This is a genomic window from Methylomonas sp. Uni0009, assembly GCF_054188105.3.
Genome location: NZ_JBTAFN010000001.1, coordinates 2,367,805 through 2,389,822, shown reverse-complemented (window position 1 = coordinate 2,389,822; position 22,018 = coordinate 2,367,805). Strand labels below are relative to the sequence as shown.

General features: G+C 51.7%; 21 protein-coding genes and 1 tRNA gene. 15 read left to right on the top strand and 7 right to left on the bottom strand.

Going from position 1 to position 22,018, the window contains the following annotated elements:
- Positions 1–11 precede the first annotated feature (11 nt).
- Entirely contained in the window at positions 12–3,026 is a 3,015-nt protein-coding gene (locus ACWAU0_RS11350; protein ID WP_458139177.1) for a FimV/HubP family polar landmark protein, read from the top strand.
- 318 nt (positions 3,027–3,344) lie between these two features.
- Positions 3,345–4,847, top strand: a complete 1,503-nt coding sequence (locus ACWAU0_RS11345; RefSeq protein ID WP_458139176.1) for a B12-binding domain-containing radical SAM protein — start codon at positions 3,345–3,347, stop codon at positions 4,845–4,847.
- A 50-nt stretch (positions 4,848–4,897) separates the two neighbouring features.
- On the opposite strand, the gene ACWAU0_RS11340 is transcribed toward ACWAU0_RS11345, so the two are convergent.
- The 7 genes from ACWAU0_RS11340 to flgA all read right to left on the bottom strand — a co-directional run bounded on the left by ACWAU0_RS11340 (position 4,898) and on the right by flgA (position 9,876).
- Positions 4,898–5,755, bottom strand: a complete 858-nt coding sequence (locus ACWAU0_RS11340; protein ID WP_458139175.1) for an SDR family oxidoreductase — start codon at positions 5,753–5,755, stop codon at positions 4,898–4,900.
- 241 nt (positions 5,756–5,996) lie between these two features.
- Positions 5,997–6,503, bottom strand: coding sequence for a hypothetical protein (locus ACWAU0_RS11335; protein WP_033159282.1), 507 nt, complete (start codon positions 6,501–6,503; stop codon positions 5,997–5,999).
- A gap of 887 nt (positions 6,504–7,390) precedes the next feature.
- Positions 7,391–7,467: transfer RNA gene (locus tag ACWAU0_RS11330), tRNA-Arg, on the bottom strand.
- Between the two features lie 32 nt (positions 7,468–7,499).
- Complete coding sequence (locus ACWAU0_RS11325) at positions 7,500–8,279, bottom strand: flagellar brake protein (RefSeq protein ID WP_033159271.1); 780 nt, start codon at positions 8,277–8,279, stop codon at positions 7,500–7,502.
- A 33-nt stretch (positions 8,280–8,312) separates the two neighbouring features.
- Positions 8,313–8,807 carry a flagellar protein FlgN gene (locus ACWAU0_RS11320; protein ID WP_033159270.1) on the bottom strand — a complete coding sequence of 165 codons (495 nt, stop codon included), beginning with the start codon at positions 8,805–8,807 and terminating at the stop codon, positions 8,313–8,315.
- Positions 8,808–8,811: 4 nt separating this feature from the next.
- Positions 8,812–9,117, bottom strand: coding sequence for a flagellar biosynthesis anti-sigma factor FlgM (gene flgM / locus ACWAU0_RS11315; RefSeq protein ID WP_033159269.1), 306 nt, complete (start codon positions 9,115–9,117; stop codon positions 8,812–8,814).
- Positions 9,118–9,186: 69 nt separating this feature from the next.
- Positions 9,187–9,876 carry a flagellar basal body P-ring formation chaperone FlgA gene (gene flgA / locus ACWAU0_RS11310; RefSeq protein ID WP_033159268.1) on the bottom strand — a complete coding sequence of 230 codons (690 nt, stop codon included), beginning with the start codon at positions 9,874–9,876 and terminating at the stop codon, positions 9,187–9,189.
- 117 nt (positions 9,877–9,993) lie between these two features.
- Here flgA and ACWAU0_RS11305 point away from each other — a divergent pair, with 117 nt between their 5' ends.
- The 13 genes from ACWAU0_RS11305 to flgL all read left to right on the top strand — a co-directional run bounded on the left by ACWAU0_RS11305 (position 9,994) and on the right by flgL (position 21,975).
- Positions 9,994–10,926 carry a chemotaxis protein CheV gene (locus tag ACWAU0_RS11305; protein ID WP_020483236.1) on the top strand — a complete coding sequence of 311 codons (933 nt, stop codon included), beginning with the start codon at positions 9,994–9,996 and terminating at the stop codon, positions 10,924–10,926.
- 38 nt (positions 10,927–10,964) lie between these two features.
- Complete coding sequence (locus ACWAU0_RS11300; protein ID WP_051670501.1) at positions 10,965–11,831, top strand: CheR family methyltransferase; 867 nt, start codon at positions 10,965–10,967, stop codon at positions 11,829–11,831.
- Between the two features lie 178 nt (positions 11,832–12,009).
- The gene (flgB, locus tag ACWAU0_RS11295; RefSeq protein ID WP_033159267.1) at positions 12,010–12,405 is read left to right on the top strand and encodes a flagellar basal body rod protein FlgB; all 396 of its coding nucleotides are present in this window, start codon (positions 12,010–12,012) and stop codon (positions 12,403–12,405) included.
- A 2-nt stretch (positions 12,406–12,407) separates the two neighbouring features.
- Entirely contained in the window at positions 12,408–12,824 is a 417-nt protein-coding gene (gene flgC, locus ACWAU0_RS11290) for a flagellar basal body rod protein FlgC (protein ID WP_033159266.1), read from the top strand.
- Between the two features lie 7 nt (positions 12,825–12,831).
- On the top strand, positions 12,832–13,512 hold the full coding sequence (locus tag ACWAU0_RS11285) for a flagellar hook assembly protein FlgD (protein WP_033159265.1): 681 nt from the start codon (positions 12,832–12,834) through the stop codon (positions 13,510–13,512).
- 13 nt (positions 13,513–13,525) lie between these two features.
- Entirely contained in the window at positions 13,526–14,857 is a 1,332-nt protein-coding gene (flgE, locus tag ACWAU0_RS11280; RefSeq protein ID WP_033159264.1) for a flagellar hook protein FlgE, read from the top strand.
- 16 nt (positions 14,858–14,873) lie between these two features.
- A complete protein-coding gene (flgF, locus tag ACWAU0_RS11275; protein ID WP_033159263.1) occupies positions 14,874–15,617 on the top strand; it encodes a flagellar basal-body rod protein FlgF in 744 nt (247 codons plus the stop codon).
- 51 nt (positions 15,618–15,668) lie between these two features.
- The gene (gene flgG / locus ACWAU0_RS11270; protein ID WP_458139174.1) at positions 15,669–16,457 is read left to right on the top strand and encodes a flagellar basal-body rod protein FlgG; all 789 of its coding nucleotides are present in this window, start codon (positions 15,669–15,671) and stop codon (positions 16,455–16,457) included.
- A gap of 15 nt (positions 16,458–16,472) precedes the next feature.
- Positions 16,473–17,177 (top strand): flagellar basal body L-ring protein FlgH, encoded by a 705-nt coding sequence (gene flgH / locus ACWAU0_RS11265; RefSeq protein WP_051670499.1) that lies wholly within the window; start codon positions 16,473–16,475, stop codon positions 17,175–17,177.
- Between the two features lie 22 nt (positions 17,178–17,199).
- Positions 17,200–18,288 carry a flagellar basal body P-ring protein FlgI gene (locus tag ACWAU0_RS11260; RefSeq protein ID WP_458139173.1) on the top strand — a complete coding sequence of 363 codons (1,089 nt, stop codon included), beginning with the start codon at positions 17,200–17,202 and terminating at the stop codon, positions 18,286–18,288.
- A 45-nt stretch (positions 18,289–18,333) separates the two neighbouring features.
- The gene (flgJ, locus tag ACWAU0_RS11255; protein WP_458139172.1) at positions 18,334–19,380 is read left to right on the top strand and encodes a flagellar assembly peptidoglycan hydrolase FlgJ; all 1,047 of its coding nucleotides are present in this window, start codon (positions 18,334–18,336) and stop codon (positions 19,378–19,380) included.
- Positions 19,381–19,389: 9 nt separating this feature from the next.
- A complete protein-coding gene (flgK, locus tag ACWAU0_RS11250) occupies positions 19,390–21,057 on the top strand; it encodes a flagellar hook-associated protein FlgK (protein ID WP_458139171.1) in 1,668 nt (555 codons plus the stop codon).
- Positions 21,058–21,066: 9 nt separating this feature from the next.
- Positions 21,067–21,975, top strand: a complete 909-nt coding sequence (flgL, locus tag ACWAU0_RS11245; RefSeq protein WP_445367994.1) for a flagellar hook-associated protein FlgL — start codon at positions 21,067–21,069, stop codon at positions 21,973–21,975.
- The last annotated feature ends 43 nt before the right edge of the window (positions 21,976–22,018 follow it).

Sequence of the window (22,018 nt, the reverse complement as noted above, 5' to 3'; positions counted from 1 at the left end):
AGGAAAGCAATGTGAGCAATTTAACTAAAGCCTTAGCGGTTGTATCGTTACTGGCACCAGTCAGTGCCCAACCCTTAGGTATCGGCGAAATTGAATTACATTCTGCCCTAAACCAAAAACTCAATGCCGAAATCAGACTCAGCGTCGCGCCGGGCGAAAACCCGGCCGATGTCTCGGTAAAATTGGCCCCGCCGGAAAAATTTGACCAAGCCGGCGTAGTTTGGAATTATTTTCTGTCCAAGATCAAGTTGGAGCCGGTTGTGCAAGCAAACGGCTCCATCATCGTAAAAGTCTCCTCAAGGGAAGCGTTGACAGAGCCGTTTCTGGATTTCCTCTTGGAAGTCACTTGGCCGCAAGGCAGCATGATGCGCGAGTTCACATTGCTCATCGACCCACCGGCCGCTTATAACCAACCGGTCACGCCTGTCGTGGAAACCAGCGGTTACAGCGCCGAACCCATTGAGCCACTAGAGCGACCGGTCAAGAAAACTCGAACCGCACCAAAACGAGCAGTGCGAGCCGCCCCTGCCGACAACATTACGCCAGAAACACCCACTAGCGGCGAATTCGGCCCTATCCAAAAATCGGATACTTTATGGAGTATCGCCGCCCAAGTGGGCCAGGAAAAGAACATTCCGACCCAGAAAATGTTGACCGCTTTGTACAGAGCCAATCCGGACGCATTTAACAACGGCAATATCAATTCGCTGAAAGAAGGCGCCACCTTAAAGATTCCTGAGCCGGATGCAATTATGAATCCGGCGCAAAGACAAGCGCAAAATGAGCGAAAAGCCACCAATAAGCAGGTCAAACCGGAGACCGCACAAGCAGAAACCACCAAGAAAGCGCTTGAATTGGTAGCACCTACCGACGCGAAGGCCGCCGGCACGGGTTCAACAAAAACCGAACAAAATTCGGCTGCGACAGCTAATCCTGCTTTAAATAGCGCTGCCGATCAAGCCAGCGAAGGGAAAGACCTGGAATTACAAGCTCGCATCGAAAAGCTCGAGCAACAACTAGGCATGATGCAGCAATTGCTGGCCTTAAAAGATCAGCAACTAGCCACTTTACAAAACAATAAACCAGCAACGGCCGAGCCTAGCCCTCAGCCCGCGCAACCGGCACCTCAGCCACCCGTTGCCAGCCCCGAGGCCCCAGCTCCGGCAGTAATGCCGACTCCGACTCCACAGCCACCGGTTTCCGAACCTGCCGTCGTGACACCACCGGCACCCAAACCCGTTGTGCCACCCGCACCCAAAGTTACCCCACCGCCACCTCCACCGGTTGTTGCAGAAGACGAAGGCTTATTTAGCTCGGATGCTTATTACTGGGTTGCCGGCACCTTAGGCACTGGTATTTTGGGCTTGCTGGGTTGGTTGTTATGGCGCAAACGTAAAATCGACGAACGCACCAACACCGAAAGCATGTTCGCATCGGCCAGTCAAATTCGGCTGCCCGATTCTGAGAGCAGCCTTTCCGTGCCGATTATGGACATCAGCAGTACCGATGAATACGACGTCGGCACCGTAGGCGAAAGTTCGTTTATCAGCGACTTTACTCCTAGCGATTTCGATGCCTTCGACACCGATCAAAATGAAGTTGATCCGATCTCGGAAGCCGACGTGTACTTGGCGTATGGCCGCTATCAACAAGCGGAAGAACTGATCCGCCATGCAATAAGCGAACAGCCTAACCGCGACGAATGCAAACTGAAATTACTGGAAATCTATTACGCCAGTGAAAACAAAGACGGCTTTGCCGGTTATGCGCAAGAACTGGCCGACGCCGGCAAACAAGCCGATAAGCCATTCTGGAAAAAAGTCACCGACATGGCTAAAGAAATCGTCCCAGATTTAGCCTTGTTTGGCGGCAGTTTTGCCGCTACCACAGCGCCCATCAGCAAAGGCGATACTACTGTTAGCGCAGCGAGTTCCACCGCGGCCGATACGGAAATTATCGATTTGGATAAAGGCTTTGCGCAGCTCGACGACGATTTGTCGGATCTGAATATCGATAAAGATTTGGCACTCGAAGACAACGGACTGGATTTTGATTTGGGAAGTTTCGGCGGCAGCGCCAGGTCACCGCTTGAAAACGAGCAAGCCGATGCAAATATCGAAAGTATTGATTTCGATCAGCCACCGGTTTCTAAATCCGCGGCGAAGACTATCGAAACCACGGAAAGTAGTGCAGTTTCCAGCAACGATGACATAGAATCGTTCGACTTCGACTTTGCGCTAGATTCTGACTCGGAAAAAACTGAAGCGGATTCGGCTGCCTTGGCGCTTGAATCTTTGGATTTTGCCAGTTTTGCCGAAATTGCTGCGGATACTGAATCCGAAACGACTGACAACAAAGAGGAGATGGAAACAAAATCTCCTAACTCGATGGACGCTTTGGAAAGTTTCGATTTTAACTTCGATGTCGACAATGCAACTCCAGAAGCAACTGCGGATAAATCTAACGAGGATGCCGCAAAAGCCGAGATATCAACAGATATAGAATCATTCGACTTTAGTGATTTCGATGACATAAAAAAGACTGCTTCAGACCTTACGGACGGCAGCAAAGAAGCGTTAGCGGACGCAGACAGTTTCGATTTCGACTTCGAAAGCATCACCTCTAAAGCGCAAACTGACGATAGCCTAAGCATCGAACCTGAACTGAATTTAGAATCGCAGTTGAAACTGGAAACATTCGACTTTTCCGATTTCGACAATATCACCCCGAAATCAGCCCAATCTTCAGATCAGGTTTTGGAAACATCTGTGCAACCGAGCGGCGAGTTCGATTTCAACTTCGACTTTGACACGCCAATCATCAGCACTACAGACACCGACGAGTTTGAGTTGGGGGTTTCCGATTTGACCGATATGGACGAATTCGAAACCAAAATCGATTTGGCGAAAGCCTATATCGATATGGGCGACACCGAGGCGGCAAAATTGATAGCCGAGGATGTCTTGTCCAAAGGCTCAAAACAACAACAACAAGCCGCACAGGCTTTACTTGACGAACTTAAATAAGCATCGATTGCAGCAGCCGATTTCTCTAAATTGTTAGATCCCGCTTTTTGGAAAAATCGGTAGCGGCTCAGTTATTTCATAGGCCGTTTAGCACAAGCGTTTTATTCCCAAACTATCGCCGGCCTAATCAGAAACCGGCAACATCATTCACCCAGCCATGCTGATACGGCCGGGCATTTTCAGCACAATGCCAGTTTCCACAATAGTTTGCACTAGCGCGTAGCCTGCATTTGCAGACCAGCCGAGAGCAGCTTCCAACACCAAATTGATGCTATGCTGGCGCATTCCGCAATTTAGACGCCATCTGCCACATCAGACATGCCCAGCATCGTTATATCGACCCTCAACGCCCGATACATTCACACTGCTTTTGGCTTACGCTATCTCTACGCCAACATGGGCACGTTGCAAACAGACACGGCCTTATTAGAATTCGGCATCCAGCAGCGCCCAATCGAAATTGTCGAAAAACTACTGCAACAACAAGCGCGGATTATCGGCCTCGGCGTTTATATCTGGAATGTGGCGGAAATCAGCGCCGTGGTAGCCATCCTGAAACAAGTCGCACCAGAAATTATCATCGTACTTGGCGGGCCGGAAGTCAGTCATCCGCCCGATTTACCAAGCATTGCCGAATCGGCGGACTATGTCGTCACCGGTAACGGCGAATTAAGTTTTCCGCAATTATGCCGGCAGTTGCTGTCAGGATTTAAACCAACCGAAAAAATCGTGGCCGGCGAGATGGCCGCATTGGACACCCTGGCGTCGCCATATCCACACTATACCGACACCGACATCCGTCAACGGATTATCTACGTGGAAGCATCGCGCGGCTGTCCGTTCAAATGCGAATTTTGCCTGTCGTCGCTGGACACTACCGCCAAACCGTTCAACTTAAACGGCTTTTTGCGCGAAATGGAAACTCTATACCGGCGCGGTGCACGACACTTTAAGTTCATCGACCGCACCTTCAATCTAAAAGTAGACAACAGCGTTGCTATCCTTGAGTTTTTTTTGACTCGCTTGAGCGAAGATCTATATTTGCACTTTGAAGTGATACCGGACAATTTGCCTGAACGGCTGAAGCAGGCCATCAGCCAATTCCCGCCCGGAGTACTGCAATTTGAAGTGGGCGTACAAACCTTTGATCCTGCCATTCAAAATCTGATCAGCCGCAAACAGGATAACCAGAAGACTGAAGCCAATTTAAGCTGGCTCCGGCAGTATTCCAACGCTCATATCCATGCCGATTTAATTGCCGGCCTGCCTGGCGACACCCTTGCCGGCTTCGGTGCCAGTTTCGATAAATTGTTTGCGCTGAATCCGCAAGAAATTCAGGTCGGGATTTTAAAACGCCTGCGCGGCGCGCCAATCAACCGACACAATGACGGCTACCAGCTACGTTATGACCCGCAGCCACCCTACGCCATTCTCAGCACGCGAGATATAAGTTTTACTGACTTGCAACGTATTACGCGATTCGCCCGCTTTTGGGATTTGATCGGCAATTCCGGCCGGTTTGCCACGAGTTTGCCGCTCATTGTCGCCGAACAACCGTTTACCCGCTTTTTACAATTTAGCGATGCGCTATACGCCTTAACGGACAGTACCTGGCAAATTGCTTTGAAACGCTTATTCGAATTAACCTACTCGGTCATGACTGACACACTATTTGTACCGCCAGTCGAAGCGATGGCTGCGTTAGACGAGGACTATCTAAGGAGCGGCGAAAAAAGTCGGCCGGCGTTCTTACAACAAGCCGCAACAGTGTTCGCGACGAAGCGCGGTGTGGCGAATAAACGGCAAACTCAACACCTATAAACTTGCTTGAGCTTGAATAACATGAAGAGGGCATCAAAAAGTCATTGAGCTCAGTCATCCGCGCCCGGCAACGGTCGCACGGTTGCATAACCATCCCGATAACTAGGGTACAAAAAGCGGTAACCCAAGGCCTTGAGCCTGGTGTTGCGACAGCGTTTGTTTTGCGGGGCATCCGGAGCTACTGACAACGGTGAAGGCTGAGGACAAGCAAATTGTTCAGACAACCAATTCATCACCTCCCAAAGCGGGGCCGGCTCGTCGTCGGTCGCCAAGTAGCATGGCTCCAAGGCTACACCAGTGAGTTGTTTTTCCAGTAAAAATAACAACACCGCCACACAATCCTCCGAGTGAATGCGGTTGGTATAACTGGGCGGTTGCTGTTGGATGCCCTCCCCTCGCTCCGCTCGGCGTAATAACCAATCACGACCCGGTCCATAAATTCCGGAAAAACGCACGACGCAACTGCGGTCACTCGCAATCCACAAGCGTTTCTCCGCCGCAGCCAGCCAGCGGCTCGTGGCGCTAGCCGGTTCAGTGACACTGGTTTCATCGACCCATTCACCACTATTCTGTTCGTAAACACTGGTTGACGACACCATCAACCAACAAGGTGATGTTTCAGCTGCCGCAAAATGCGCTAACAAATTGCGCAAACCAACATCGTACAGCGCCTGATATTCCTCAGCCTGTCGGCTATCGGGAGCTACGATAAATATCACCGCATCAAAGCTGCTTGGTAAAGCAACCAATGACGAGGCCAATCTTACATCGGCAATAAAAATGGGAAACGGGGTCGAGGTAGCCGGCGCGCTGCGCTTCAACCCGGTTACCTGATGCCCCTGCTGGTGCAAGCGCAAAGCCACCGGATAGCCAATATCTCCACAACCGATCACTAGTATTTTCGCCATAGTATTTACCCAAGATAATCTGCACACCGCTTATTATGGCCTGCCGCAGCAAGATAAACGCTATAAAAACCGTGTCTCGAACGCATTCGAAAATGAGTGCGCTGATTTTAGTGCGTTGCCGGATTTGCTCACAACTTTGTGTAAGCACTTATGAACAAACCGGCCTCTGTTCAATAGGCATAAAAAAACCGGGTGGAGTACTGGACTCCAACCGGCCTAAAAGCCCAATGATAACTTGGGATTAAACGACCTGTTTACGACGACCTATATACAGAAAGCCCATCAATGCACTCGTCATAAACCATACAGAAGCAGGGAGAGGCACGCTAGTGACAGGATTTTGATTAGCGGCTGCTTTCAGATCAAATCCAAACAGAAAGCTTAAGTTGTTGGTAATCACGCCAGGTTTTACAAAGGACAACAAGAAGGTATTAGGAGCACTCAGCTCGTAATTACCGGCTTCACTAACCCAACCGCTTGCTGTCAACAGGCCCAATTTAAAAGGGCTAGCAGAGGCAAAGCTACCTACACCGTTAAAAGTGTACACAGGTGCATCAGCAGCCAGATCAGCGGTAGCAGCAAAGATACCGAAGGTGTCACTTGAAGTAAATGGGAATGCACTAGAGCCGAAGGAGATAAAATTACTATCGCCGTCAGTAGCTTCCCAAATGATGCCTGCTGAGCTTGCAGTCGAAACTGCAAACAGGCAAACAGCAAGCCAAAGTTTTAAAGATAAAAGCATTTTCATGGATTGTTCCCCATTTTCACTTACGTTAACAAACGGCTATCCTTTAGCCACCTTATACTCCGAAGCCGATATTGCATAACAACATCAGCTTTAGCAGAGTTCTGTCTGCTTACTACGAGTCTTCAACTCTCGTAAGCCGCTACTGCCGAACATTCGTTGATCGCAAGGCAATAGCTCAAAATGGTTAATCCCTGAAACAGAGATCAAGTTCAATAGATGAATTGATATATTCAAACGACTTTACTGAAACGGCGCTTTTTACAAAGGCATGGCAACCACTTGAATAACCTGGCTACATAGGGTGCATACCCCTCCGGCTTTCTCCCTAGACTTATCCCTATACCACGGCATAAACCACTGAATGCAAGCCCCGCTACCCAACACCAATCGCCCCCAACTCTACCGTGCAATATAATGCGCCACAATCCATTGTTAAGACAGAAACGCCCTTCACCTCTATGAGAGGTCGTGCACCTGTCGGACAAATCGGTTGTTCAAGACTAAAAACTGCAATTAGAAATTGGGTATGCCGAGATTCTACAGCCGGCAACTTAATCCTTTATTAACAAAATATTAAGTTTTGATTAAAGCCTTTAACGAACGATGCTTTGCTAGCTGGGCTACCACCCTGTAAGACCGACTATTGAAGTTCATCAGCGTGCCAAACTGGCATGAATCATGGCCGCTACAAGACTCATAATGAAGATAGCGGATGCGCAGAAAAATAAGCTCGCACGGGAAAACTATTTCAAAACGCCATCAGCGTTGAGCGCACATGGGAGTTGGATTTGCAAAAAACTATGCCTCATGTCCAGACTTTAAACCGGCGTTTGATGCAACGATTGCGAGAGCTTTGGTCAGCCAAAAGCAGTTCGTAACGGCTGTTATGGCGTCCCGGAGACGATTCGAACGTCCGACCTGTCCCTTAGGAGGGGACCGCTCTATCCTGCTGAGCTACCGGGACCTTGGAGGGTGATTTTACCACAGGCCAGAAGGCTAGGCTTTCTGTTTTCTAATCTCCACGCGCTCAAGTGAAGTGATGAAATAGGACAGCTTGGATTGGCTTTTTGCAGACAGATTTTCGAATAATCCGCCGATTTGCACTTTGGCTGATGCCGCCGATACCGGCTTTACAAAGCGTACGGACAGATCAAAATCCATAACATAATCTTCAAAGGTGATTTGGCAGTTTTTGACGGTATCGCCGCGCTGAACCCGCGCCCTATTAACGGGAACGGTAATCCCCGCTCCGCCTCTGGATAAATCGAACAGACTACCTCCAACCGAAATACCCGTGCGCTGCACAACGCCGGAAAACGGAATATCGATACTGCTAATTTCCAGACGCGGAGTGCGCCGCCGCTGGGGATAAAACACGCGATCAGGGAACGGGGCTTTGTAGTAATTGATTCCCCTTGAATGACCGACTTCGATTCCCGCCAGATTAAACGATAAATGGATACCCTTATGAAAGGTAGAGAGTTTCAGCGAGCGATTAAGCAACAGAAAATCGTTACCGTGTTTGGGCATCAGCTCGTCGAGGATAATGACCTTTTTATCCAGTTTGACTGCCAATATTGAAGAACTAAAGTCCTCGCCCTCAACCTGAACGGTACATAGCGGCGAACTATTTTCAATTTCCCCCAGTAATTTGGCAATCTTGTCAGATTCGGTAATAAAGTTGGGGTTCTCAAAACTCAATAGCTCGTCATCGTCATCGTGAGCGGGCTCCGTCGGCAACGGTTTTGAAAATAAATGCTTGAGTTTTCGCAGCATATGAGCGACCTATCTGGTTATTCGTCGCTCAGTCTACACCGAAATTAATGTATGCGAAAACAGCTCGTTGCGGGTGACGCCATCAGGCCCATAGGTAGCAGCTAACGGCGACTTGCCTCTTAAGATTTGCAGTGATCTTTGCGTATGTCGACTCAATAACGCAATGCTGGCACCGTTTTGTTCGTTAATTGTGCGACAGGTTTGAGAGAGCCTAACGATGTGATTCCAATAATTCCAGGATTCGGAAATATTGATACCGGCGGATTTAGCTTTGACCAGATAGGCTTTCATGCCATCGTTACTCACCACCAGTTGCTCGGTGGCGAGTACCTGCCCAAGTTGCTTGGTGAATTGCTCAAGCTGGGCAACCAGATCTTTTTTGTGGGTAGCGATTGCCGATATGGCATCCGCATCGGTTTTTTGTTTCAGGTTTGCGGCTTCGGCGTTCAGCAGCTCGTGCAAACTTTGCGTTGCTTTTAAACCGTTATTTAATAGTTTTTCGGTGATTTGATAAGTTTTCTCTATCATGACGTCATGTGCTATTGGTTAGTTGACCTTCAAATTGCAACATTTTCTCGGCAACGCGCTCGGCGTTGACTTGATAGCTGCCGTCCTGCAAAGCGGCTTTTATGGCCGCCACACGGTCTTCGTTCACCACGGGGGCGGTAGCGCTTGCAGCAGTTGCCGATTTAATGTCCAGAGCGGTCGCTGTGATGTTGACTGTGTCCGTGGAGGCGCCGCTGACGGGCTTCTCTTTAAGTTCGGCCGAGTCCTTAACCGCTGGTTTTGCCGGTAGCGGTGTGCTAACAGATTTGCTGGTGATAGGGTCGATAGCCATGACGGTATTCCTAAATTAGTTTTATCTGTAGCATTTAGCGGCATCATCATAAATTCCTTTAACGCTTTATCAAAAATAAACCGATACCTGACCGGAATCCACCACGGTGGCCTGGATTACCCGTTGCGAAGACAAGTTTTTTACATTGATTTTCTGACCTTTTGCGCCATCCGCCATCGCCGTGCCGACCGCGCTAATCAGCACTCCGGCCTTGCCCGATTGAATATTCACCCGCTCGCCCCGCTTGACCAACGTCAACTCGGTAACGTGCAGCTTACTCAACACACTGCCGGCGGGAATATTACGTACCGCCTGCTTATCAACGACATCATCCAACTCAGTCAGATAACCCTGTTGCAACAAGCCAATATCGCGAGTTTCCGTAGTCAAATACTCGGCACGAATCACATCATTGCGCTGTAATGAACGATTCAGGACCAGTACGTCTTTAAACGACCTTACCGATACCATGCTGTAAATCGTCCAGCCTCTTTCGCCTTGGCATCGCACCCCCACCGTATTCCTGCCAGGCTTTATTTCGCCGGATTGGGTAAATACTTGTAATGGTTGTTCGCACTGCGGCAATTGCAAACGCGGATCAATTTGCGCTCCGCCTATTTCGTACTTGCCGCCTGGAGCAAGATTGGTGCTGATGTATTGGTTAACCGCATCCTGGATTAACGGCACCGACTGCATCGGCCCCGCTAACGCTGTTTCGCAGACCAACAGCCAAATCACTCTCAAATTTTTGATCTTCATTGCAGTCGCCATTTTTTTGACTTTTGCAAGAATACAGCACGAAACATACCAGTAATTTTATAAAGTAAAAAAAAGTAAAGTGTCTATAATTGCAAGCAGTATATTTCAGGGGGTTTTATGGCCGGAGTCTTAGACGGAGTCGATCAGCGCACCAAACTAGCGGGGCACAACAGATTCGAACTCTTGTTGTTTAAACTTGTTAGTAAACAACGCTTTGGGATTAATGTTTTCAAAGTTCAGGAAGTGATTCAATGCCCGCCCTTAACGCAAATTCCCAATTCACATTCGGTGATTTGCGGCGTGGCCCACCTGCGCGGTAAAACCATTCCCGTACTCGATTTGTCGATGGCTATCGGCATGAGACCCTTGGTCCGCGACGCCGGCTGCTACGTCATCGTCACCGAATACAACCGTTCCATTCAAGGCTTTCTGGTCGGCTCGGTAGACCGGATCATTAATATCGGTTGGGAACAAGTAAAAGCCCCACCTACCGGCACCGGCAAAGAAAGCTATCTAACTGCAGTGACTGAAATCGACGGTGAGCTGATAGAGGTGATTGACGTCGAAAAAGTGATGAAAGAAGTCATCGGCGGCCGCGAAGAAGCTTCTGCAGAAATCATCGACATGGAAGTAACCAGCAAAAACGATCATATCTTGGTAGTGGACGATTCATCGGTGGCCAGGAACCAGGTTAAACGGGTCTGCCAGCAAATCGGCATCGAATGTACGCTGCTAAAAGACGGCCAAGAAGCCTGGGATCATTTAAACGCGCTGGTGGCCGACGGCATCGATATTCAGGACAAATACTCGATGATCATCTCCGATGTAGAAATGCCGCGCATGGACGGCTATACCCTAGCTACCAAAATCAAGGCCGACCCCAACATGAAAAAAATCTATTTGATTTTGCATACTTCATTAAGCGGCGTGTTTAACACATCAATGGTCCAAAAAGTCGGCGCTAACGAATTTCTGGCCAAATTTGACCCAGACTCGTTGATGAATTCCATTCAGCATCAGCTCAAACTTTATCATGCAGCCCATTCCTGACCGATACTCGAGACGCCGTCCAGCCGCAAAGCTTAGACATGTTGAACCAGGCTGAACCGGGTAGTCCGGCGGGTAAAATTATCGACATTTCCGCCGCGGAGTACCAAACCATACAACAATTCCTCAGCCAGAGCTGCGGCATCGAGTTGGGTGACAGCAAACAATACCTGGTAAAAAGCCGATTATTGCCCTTGATGGGCAAATTTGAATTCACAAGTTTCGCTGAGCTAGCCAACAGCCTGCAATCCGCGTCATTTTCCGCGCAAAAAATCAAAAGCGCCGTCATCGACGCGATGACCACCAATGAAACGTTCTGGTTTCGCGACGAACGGCAATTCGTCGAACTCAAAGACAAGGTCTTACCCGGCTTGTTAAACAGCAAAAACGGCAACGTAAGAGTTTGGTCCGCCGCCTGCTCATCCGGCCAAGAACCCTACTCGATAGGCATCTGCGCCCTGGAAGCCATCAGAGCCTCCAGCAAATCCCGCTCCGTGCAAATTATCGGCACGGACATCTCGGAAGCTATCCTCGAAGAAGCCAAGCGAGCGGTTTATTCGGAAGCCGCACTATCTCGCGGCCTGGATAGCGCGGCAAAAGCCCGGTATTTCCACAAAAATTACGACGGCTACTTACTTAGCCCGGAAGTCAGCCAACTCGTGCGTTTTCAACAATTCAACCTGCTCAAATCGTTCACTGCCTTGGGCCGTTTTGACCTGATCTTCTGTCGCAACGTCCTGATCTATTTCTCCGATCAAGTTAAACGCGACATCCTCTCCCGCATGGCTGACAGCCTGGAACCCGGCGGCTATCTGTTCCTCAGCAGTACCGAAGCGATGCCGACAGGCTTAAACAGCTTTGAATTGGTTCGTTCCGGCTTAACCAGCTACTTCAAAAAAATCGGTTAAGTCGCTCGTCAGTTTATTGACGACTTAACACAGCGGCAGCATTTTGCCGCCCCGCCCGAAGCACTGTTTTTTGACACTCTCGCCATCCCTAAAATCCGCTACACAAATGAAATAACAGCACATTTATTTTATGGCACATATACTGCTTTAAAGTTTAAAAAACCCAAAGGTGGCAATTATGGCTATTAATTTCGACAGTGCCTTAGGCATTCATCCGCAAGCATTAGCGTTGCGCGAAAAGCGCAGCGAAATTCTGGCATCAAACCTGGCCAACGCCGACACGCCCGATTACAAAGCCCGCGATCTGGACTTCAAGTCGGTGTTTCAACAAACCCTGGCCGGGGCAGGATCAGAGCTGAAACGCAGCCAGCAAGGCCATCTGTCTAGCCAGAATAATGTACTCGGCGCAGACCTGCTGTACCGCAATCCGCAACAAGCCTCGCTGGACGGCAATACCGTCGAATCGCACATCGAACAAGCCAAATACGCAGAAAACGCCGTGCAGTACGAAGCCAGCTTACGGTTTATCAACAACAAGTTTTCCGGCCTGATGTCGGCCATTAAAGGAGAATAACCATGTCTGCATTTCGCATCTTCGATGTCGCCGGCAGCGGTATGAACGCGCAAAACCTGAGACTCAATCTGGTCGCCAGCAATATTTCCAACGCCAACAGCGTCAGCAGCAGCATCGACCAGGTCTACAAATCCCGTCAACCGGTGTTTGCCGCCGAACTGAAAAATGCAATGGACAAGAACAGCACCGCCAGCGGCGTCAACGTGCTGGGCGTCGTCGAAAACCAAGCGCCGCCGGTGATGGAATATGCCCCCAATCATCCGTTGGCGGACGCGACCGGCTACATCTATAAATCCAACGTCAACACCGTGGAAGAAATGGCCAATATGATGTCCGCTTCCCGCTCCTACGAAAACAATGTAGAGGTGTTGAATACGGCTAAAAACCTGATTTTGCAAACCCTGAAAATGGGACAGTGAGGCATTTATGACCAGCGCAATAGACACCTTTAAAAGTCTCGGCTTGGCCACTACCAGCTCCGACACATCAAGCGGCGTAAAAAAACAAAGCTTGGGGCAAGACCAGTTTCTGAAACTGCTGACCACGCAAATGACGCATCAAGACCCGATGAAGCCCATGGACAACGGCGAATTTCTTGGCCAGATGGCGCAATTCAGCACCGTATCGGGTATTCAAGATCTACAGGCTTCGTTCAAAGAGTTTGCCAGCTCGCTCAGCTCAGACCAAGCCCTGCAAGCAGCCGGCTTGGTTGGCCGCCATGTTTCGGCACCCTCCAAGGAAGCTTTGCTGGGTGCCGGCGGCAGCGTCTCGGGCGATTTCGAAATGCCCAGCAGTTCGCCGAATGTCAGCGTGAAAATCATAGACCCGCAAACCGGCGCCATCATCAGAGAAATCGATATGGGCGCACAGTCGGCGGGCACTACCACCTTCGAATGGGACGGCAAAGACAGCAATAAACAATTTGCCGACCCCGGCGTCTACAAAATTCAAGCGGAAGCCAAAATTGACGGCGTCAATACGGTATTAGCCACCAATATTAAATCGCTAGTGAAAAGCGTGACGATGGGCAGCGGCAGCAACGGCCTGCAAGTCAATCTGGACGGCGTCGGCACCGTAAAATTCAGTCAAATTAAACAAATCTTGTGAAGGAGAAGGCATCATGGCTTTTACAACAGCATTAAGCGGCTTAAACGCCGCATCCAACAATCTGGCGGTGACCGGCAACAACATTGCCAACGCCAACACCGTAGGCTTTAAAAAGTCGCGGTCGGAATTTGCCGACGTTTACGCCTCCAGTCTGGGGGGAGTCAGCAACACCACGGCCGGCGCCGGCGTCAGAGTTGCCAACGTCGCCCAACAATTCAACCAAGGCAGCTTGTCGTTCACCGACAACAATCTGGATTTGGCGATCAGCGGCGAAGGCTTCTTTACCATGGCCAAAAGCCCAACAGAAACCAATGACATCACTTATACCCGGTCCGGCGAATTCAAACTGGACAAGGACGGCTATCTGGTTAACAACCAAGGCAAATCACTGATGGTTTATAAACCCAACGGCACTGCAGTCTCCGACGGCTTCAGCACCGGGGTGACGCAACCGGTGCAGATCAATACCCTCACCGGTTTACCCAGCGCCACCGACACTGTCTCTCTGGCGGTAAATCTCAACGCCAACGAAACCGTTCCCAGCGTAACTCCGTTCGACCCAACCAACAATAACTCCTACAACTCGCAAACCTCGGTGACTGTTTACGATTCGCTGGGGTCGCCGCATATTCTTTCCACCTATTATGTGAAAGGCGCCTCGACAGCCTCCACTACGAATTGGAGTGTGTATCATTTTATGGCCGAGCCAGCCACCCCAAACGCCCGAACCTCCATCAATGCCGGCACCTATGGCACGGCGGTCGCCGCCCCGGCCACGACCACCACTTTGCCGACGCCGGCCGTGATGACTTTTGATTCCTCCGGCAAATTACAATCCCCGGTGTCCGGACGCTTCGCCTTGAGTGATTACACCATACTGCCGGCGACCGGCGCGGCCCCTGTGAAGGTAGGCACCATGGACTTCTTCGGCTCCACCCAGGTTCAGGAAAAATTCAGCGTGAATACGATGACGCAAAACGGCTTACCGGCCGGACGCTTGACGGGCATTGATATTGACGACGAAGGGGTGATATTTGCCCGCTTCAGTAACGGCGGCTCACAGACCATGGGTAAAGTGGCATTGACCCGCTTCGCCAATACCAACGGCTTGGCCAAAATCGGTGACACCGCTTGGGGACAAAGCGCCAACTCCGGGGAACCGATTCCCGGTGAGGCCGGCGCGAATAACTTCGGCTTGATTCAGGCCGGCGCGTTGGAAAGCTCGAATGTCGAGTTATCCGCGCAACTGGTCAACCTGATCGTAGCCCAACAGCATTACCAGGCCAATGCGCAAACCATCACCACTGAAAACAGCATTATGCAAACCATACTGCAGATTCGGTAATTAATGGGGAATAACCATGGACCGTAGCCTATACATTGCGATGAACGGCGCCAAGCAGACCTTGCTGGCGCAAGGCGCCAACGCCAATAATCTGGCCAACGCCCAAACCACCGGCTTCAAGGCCGATTTCGAGCAATTTCGCGCGATGCCGGCTTTCGGTCCCGGTTATCCCTCACGGGTGTATTCGATGACCGAACGCCCGGGCACCAACATGGCCAGCGGCAGTATCCACACCACCGGCCGCGACCTGGATGTCGCCATCAACGGCCAAGGCTGGATCGCGGTGCGTAATGCCGAGGGCCAGGAGGCCTATACCCGAGCCGGCGATTTGCGCCTCACCCCGGAAGGCTTACTGCAAAACGGCGCAGGACTCTCGGTGCTTGGCGAAGGCGGCGAAGCGATCACGGTTCCGCCCGCCCAAAAACTGGAAATCGGCACCGACGGCACCATCTCCATCGTCCCGCAAGGCGTCAATGCCACCAATAGCGTGATTGTTGAACGGATCAAGCTGGTCAACCCCGATCCGGCCAATCTGGAAAAACGCGAAGACGGCTTGATGCACGCCAAGCAAGCCGGCGCCATACCGGCCGACGCCACTGTCACGCTGATTCAAGGCTCGCTGGAATCCAGTAACGTCAATGCTTTGGCGGCGATGGTGGAAATGATAGAGCTGTCTCGGAACTTCGAATTGCAATCCAAAGTCATGAAAAACATCGATGACACATCAGGCGCCAGCGCCAAACTGATGCAAGTGGCATAGTTTCTGCATTACTCCTGATAAGACAAAAAATTGTCAGATTAGGAGATTGTCATGACAGAACGAGCATTATGGGTCGCAAAATCCGGTTTGGATGCCCAACAAACCCGCATGGCGGTTATTTCCAATAACCTGGCCAACGTCAACACCACCGGCTTCAAGAAAGCCAGACCGATTTTCGCCGACTTGATGTATCAAAACGTCCGTCAAGCCGGCGCACAGTCTACCCAAAACACCCAATTACCCACCGGCTTACAGCTCGGCACCGGGGTGCGCACGGTAGCGACCGAAAAACTGCACACCCAAGGCAATATTCTACAAACCGGCAACTCGCTGGATATAGCGGTCAGCGGACGCGGGTTTATGCAGATTTTAATGCCCAACGGCGACATCAACTACACCCGTGACGGCTCGTTCAAAATGGATTCCACCGGCCAAGTGGTCACTTCCAACGGCATGCCTCTGGAACCGGCCATCACCATTCCGCAAGACGCGCTAAGCGTCACCATCGGCCAGGACGGCACGGTATCGGTCACCCAACCCGGCGCCGCGGCGGCCAATCAAGTAGGCCAAATTCAAATTGCCGACTTCATCAATACCGCCGGCTTGGAGCCGATTGGCGATAACCTGTTCCGGGAAACTGTCGCCAGCGGTGCGCCGATTATCGGCGCGCCCGGCGAAAACGAACTTGGCACCATTATTCAAGGTTCCTTGGAAACCTCAAACGTCAACGTCGTGGAAGAGCTGGTCAACATGATAGAAACCCAGCGTGCTTATGAGATGAACTCCAAAGCCATTTCCACCACCGACCAGATGTTGTCCTTTGTCACGCAACAACTTTAATTCAGGACAAAGCTCATGAATACATTCATCACACGGCAAGCAGGCGGCAAAATTTTGCTGGTAGCGGCAATCGCCTTGCTGGCAGGCTGCGATACCTTGCCAAAACGCGACCCCGACTTCGCCCCGGTACAACCCGCCGATCTGCGTCCGCCCCAACAAAGCAACGGCGCGATTTACCAGGCCGGCTACGACATGCGTTTATTCGAAGATCATGCCGCGCGCCGGGTCGGCGATATTTTGACGGTAACCTTCGACGAGAACACCAACGCCACCAAGCAAGCCAATTCCAAGGCCAGTAAAAACTCTGACATCAATATCAAAGGCTCCGCCCCAACTCTATTCGGCGTCGCCAGCGAGGCTTTGCTTGGACATGACCTGGCCTCATCGCTCGAATACAGTACCGACCGCAGCAGCGAAGGCAAAGGCGACTCCCGGCAAAGTAACCGGTTGACCGGCAGCATGAGCGTGACCGTGGTCGACGTGTTGCCCAACGGCAATCTGCGCGTGCGCGGCGAAAAACGTGTGACGCTGAACGACGGCAGCGAATATATCCGCCTGTCCGGCATCGTAAGGCCTATCGACATCAACGTCGCCAACACCCTGGCCTCCAGCAAAGTGGCCGACGCCACAATTATGTACACCGGCGACGGCGCCTTGGCCGACAGCAGCAAGCCCGGCTGGATCTCGCGAATTCTTTCCAGCCCCTTGTTTCCTTTCTAGCCGAGGCTGACGGAGAAATCTGATGAACAAAATACTCTTTTCAATCGCCTTGCTGCTCTTGGCAAATACCGCGCAAGCGGAACGCATCAAAGACATCGCCGCCATCGCCGGCGTGCGCACCAACCAATTAGTAGGCTATGGCCTAGTCACAGGCCTGGATAAAACCGGCGACAAAACCAAATTTACCGGCCAAAGCCTGCGCAGCATGATGGGCAAACTGGGCCTGACCTTGCCGCCGGATACCGATCCCAAAGCCAAAAACGTCGCATTGGTCAGCATTCACGCCGACCTGCCCGCTTTCGCCAAACCCGGTCAAAAAATTGACGTCACGGTGTCGTCGATAGGCGATGCCAAAAGTTTGCGCGGCGGCTCGCTGTTGATGAGCCCCTTACGCGGTGCCGACGGCAATGTGTATGCGGTGGCACAAGGGAATTTAGTGGTAGGCGGCCTTAGCGCCGGCGGCCAGGACGGCTCAAAAATTACAGTCAACAATCCGCTGGTGGGCCGGGTGCCCAACGGCGCCACGGTGGAACGCATCGTACCCAGTTCATTCGATCAAAGCGCTGACTTGGTGTTTAATTTGAACTCGTCCGATTTCACCACCGCGCAGCGCATGGCGGACTCGATCAACAAGGCTTTAGGCGCCGACACCGCGCAAGCCGTCGACGCCACTTCGGTCAGCGTCAGAGCGCCGGTTAACCCCAACCAACGGGTCGGCTTTGCCTCGGTTATCGAAAACCTGGAATTGGCTCCCGACGATGCGCCGGCCAAAGTGATCGTCAACTCCCGCACCGGCACCGTGATTATCAACAGCAAAGTCAGAGTACAACCAGCCGCCGTTTCTCATGGCAGCCTGACGGTGACGATCAGCGAAAACCAACAGGTCAACCAACCCAACCCCTTATCCGGCGGCAGTACCGTAGTCACACCGCAATCCAATGTCTCGGTCAAAGAAGACAAAAACCACATGTTTGTCTTCAACCCCGGCGTATCGCTGGACGAGATCGTCCAAGCGGTAAATGGCGTCGGCGCAGGCCCCAGCGACTTGGTGGCGATTTTGGAAGCATTGAAATCCGCCGGCGCGCTCAGAGCCGAGCTGATCGTGATTTAAACAACGTAACACAGCCGCCAATTGCATGATTTTTTGGAGATTCCCATGTTAAACGTAGACAGCGCTTCGGTTTATACCGACTTCAACGGCCTGGCGAAACTTAAACAAGGCGCCCGCGAGCAATCGCCCGAGGCGATCAAGGAAGTCGCCAAACAATTCGAGTCGGTATTTTTAGGCATGATCATGAAAAATATGCGTCAGGCTAAATTGTCCGAAGGCATTTTGGATAGCCAACAAACCCAGTTTTATCAAGACATGTACGACCAACAAATGTCCGTGCACCTGGCCGGCAAACCCGGCATCGGTTTTGCGGATTTAATTGCCCAACAATTGTCGCCCAAACAAAACAAAGACGAAGAACAAGACAAACAACTGTCCACTGGCGATTTCTTGAATCGCGCGGCCGGCACCGGCGCCAGCAGCACCCCCGACCATCATCAGTCGTTGCGAGCCGGCGAGGAAAGCGAAGAATCCCTGCCGCTGGATGCCTCCGGCTTGAGCAGCCTGGAACGGAGTTTGGCCCGCTTGGAACGTAGCCAGAATGCGCTAGCCGACCAATGGCAAACCCTGGATGACAAAGTCAGCAGCGAAAATGATCGGCCGCTAACCTCCAGAGACGAGTTCGTTAACCAATTGCGTCCGCATGCCGAACAAGCCGCGCGCAGCCTGGGAGTAGATCCCAATGTCTTGCTGGCTCAAGCGGCATTAGAAACCGGCTGGGGCCAAGGCATGGTGAAAAATCCCCAGGGCGACAACAGCTTTAACTTGTTCAATATCAAGGCCGACAGGTCCTGGCAAGGCAAACAAGCCAAAACTATGACGCTGGAATATGCCGGGGGTGTCGCCAAAAAAGAAATGGCCGGCTTCCGGGCTTACGATTCCTATAAAGAGAGCTTCGACGATTACGTGAACTTTATCAAAACCAATCCGCGTTACAGCGAAGCTTTGAAAAAAGCCGGCAACGCCGGACACTATTTACACGAGCTGCAACAAGCCGGTTATGCCACCGATCCGCGGTATGCCGAAAAAGTCATGACCATCTACCACAGCCAAACCGCGGCCCAGGTAGCAGCTCTAAAAAGCGCGGGATAGGAGGCGACCATGGCCATTGGCATTCTCGGAAACGCATTGTCGGGGCTGACGGCGTTCCAACGCTCGCTGGAAACCACCAGCAACAACATCAGCAACGCCAACACCGAAGGCTACAGCCGGCAGCGCGTCGAACTGGCTACACGTCCCGAGCAATTTACCGGCAACGGCTATATGGGTAACGGCGTCGAGGTTGCTAATATCACCCGCAGCTACGACCAGTTCATCAGCAATCAGGTCCGCTCCAGCACCGCGACGTTTCACGATATAGACAGTTTTTACACCTTGTCCTCGCAAATCGACAATATCACCGCCGACGAAACCACTGGTCTGGCGCCGGCCATGAAAAGCTTTTTCGATGCGATCGACAGCGTTGCCAACGATCCCAGCTCGGTGGCCGCCCGCCAGGTAATGCTGACCGAAGCCGAATCCCTAACGCAGCAGTTCAACACCATGAGCACCCGCTTCGGCGACTTGCGTAAGCGTGTCAACGATAACATCACCAGCTCGGTACAAGAGCTAAACGGCTTTGCCAAAACCCTGGCCGAATTGAATGTGAAAATCGTGTCGGACATCGGCCGCTCGTCCGGCAAGCAAATGCCCAACGAGTTGATGGATCAGCGCGATCTATTGCTGACTAAAATTGCCGAAAAAGCCGATGTTTCCTATGTCGCCCAAGCCGACGGCTCTTACAACGTGTTTATCGGCAAGGGCCAACCACTGGTCTTGGGCAGTGCGGCTTCGACGCTATCGGTAGTAGGCGACAGTAACGACGTCAATCAAAAGCTGATCATGCTGAATGGCCAGGATATTTCAAAACAGTTATCCGGCGGCGAAATCTCCGGCAATTTGCGCTTTAGAGATCAAGTACTGGACCCCGCGCAACAACAGCTGGGTTTGCTGGCAACCGGTTTGGCTACGGAATTTAACAATATTCATAAAGCCGGCTACGACATCAACGGCAACACCAATGTGGCGTTTTTTGATTTGAATTCGCCGACTCCGCAAGTGAAAGCCACCGTCAGCGACAGCACCTTGGTGGTTTCCAGCGCATTTGTTGCCCCAACATCAGCATCCGGCTTGGGCGCCGCTTACCGGCTTGATGTGACCGCAACGGTGCCGGCGGCCACTTTCAGCCTGACCAATTTAAGCGACAATACCACTACCACAGGCTTAAGCGCCGCTACTCTGGCGACCACCGCCGCCACTAACGGTTTTAGTATCAGTTTTAGCGGCGGCTCGTTGACCAGCGGAGATTCCTTCCAGATCAGCCCCAACTTTAATGCCGCCGCCAAAATCAAAGTGAACGCGGCCATCACCAATCCCAGACAAATTGCTGCCGCCAGCGCCACCGGCCTGCCCGGCGACAACAGCAATGCGCTGAAATTGGCTAACCTGGAAACCCAAGCAAAAATGTTCGGAGGTAAAGCCAGCTTTACCCAAGTGTATGGGCAAATGATCTCGGATGTGGGTTCGCAAACGCATGCCGCCTCGGTGGGTCGCACCGCGCAGGAAACCCTGCTAAAGCAAGCCACCAGCGCCAAGGAAAACGTATCCGGCGTCAACTTGGATGAAGAAGCGGCCAATCTCATCAATTTTCAAAATTCGTATCAGGCAGCAGCCAAAGCCGTGTCGGTGGCTAACTCACTGTTCGACACGCTGATCGGGGCATTTCGCTAGGAGATTATTATGCGCATTTCAACTTCATGGAATCATCAGCTCGGCCTTAACGCGATGTTGGATCAACAATCCAAACTCAGCGAGACTCAGCTAAAACTATCGTCCGGCAAGAAATACCTGAGCCCGGCCGAAAATGCGGTCGCCGCCACCAGTATGATCGACCTGAATCACAACATTAAGGAAAATGAGCAATACCAAGTCAACATCGGCGCGGCGCGGCAAAGGCTCGACCTGGAAGAATCCGGTCTGGATAATGCCGGCAGCGTGTTGCATAGAATCAGGGAATTGACCGTACAAGGCTTGAACGACAGTAACACCGCCACCAACCGCAAACAAATCGCGATGGAAATCGACGAGCTGAACAAGCAATTACTAAGCATCGCCAACACCAAAAATGCCAACGGCGAGTATATTTATTCCGGATACAAAACTGACCAGGCCGCATTTACCGACACCCCGGCTTACGCCTATCAGGGTGACGCCAACCAACGTAGTATCGCGATAGGCCCCAGCCGGCAAGTGACCGACGGCGACCCCGGCGAGTCGGTATTCGGCAGCATTCAAGTCGCGCCGCTGACAGCGGGCAGCATCAGCAACGTGTTTCAAGCAGTCGCGCAAATATCCGCCGATTTAAAAGCCAACACTCCCAACAAGAACTCCCTGAACGACATCGATACCGCTCTGGTGCGCTTCGATACGATACGCGCCTCGGCCGGCGCCCGCCTGAACGCATTGGACGACCAGGAAAATTTAAACGCCGACTACATTCTGGACAACAAATCCACCGCCTCGGACATCGGCGACCTGGACTATGCCGAAGCTTTGAGCAAATTCAATCTGCAACAAATATCGCTGCAAGCCGCGCAGCAAGCCTTTACCAAGGTGCAAAATCTGTCGTTGTTTAATTACATTTCGTAATTTTCTTGGCACCGGGATTATCCATCCCGGTGGGCACCTGTAT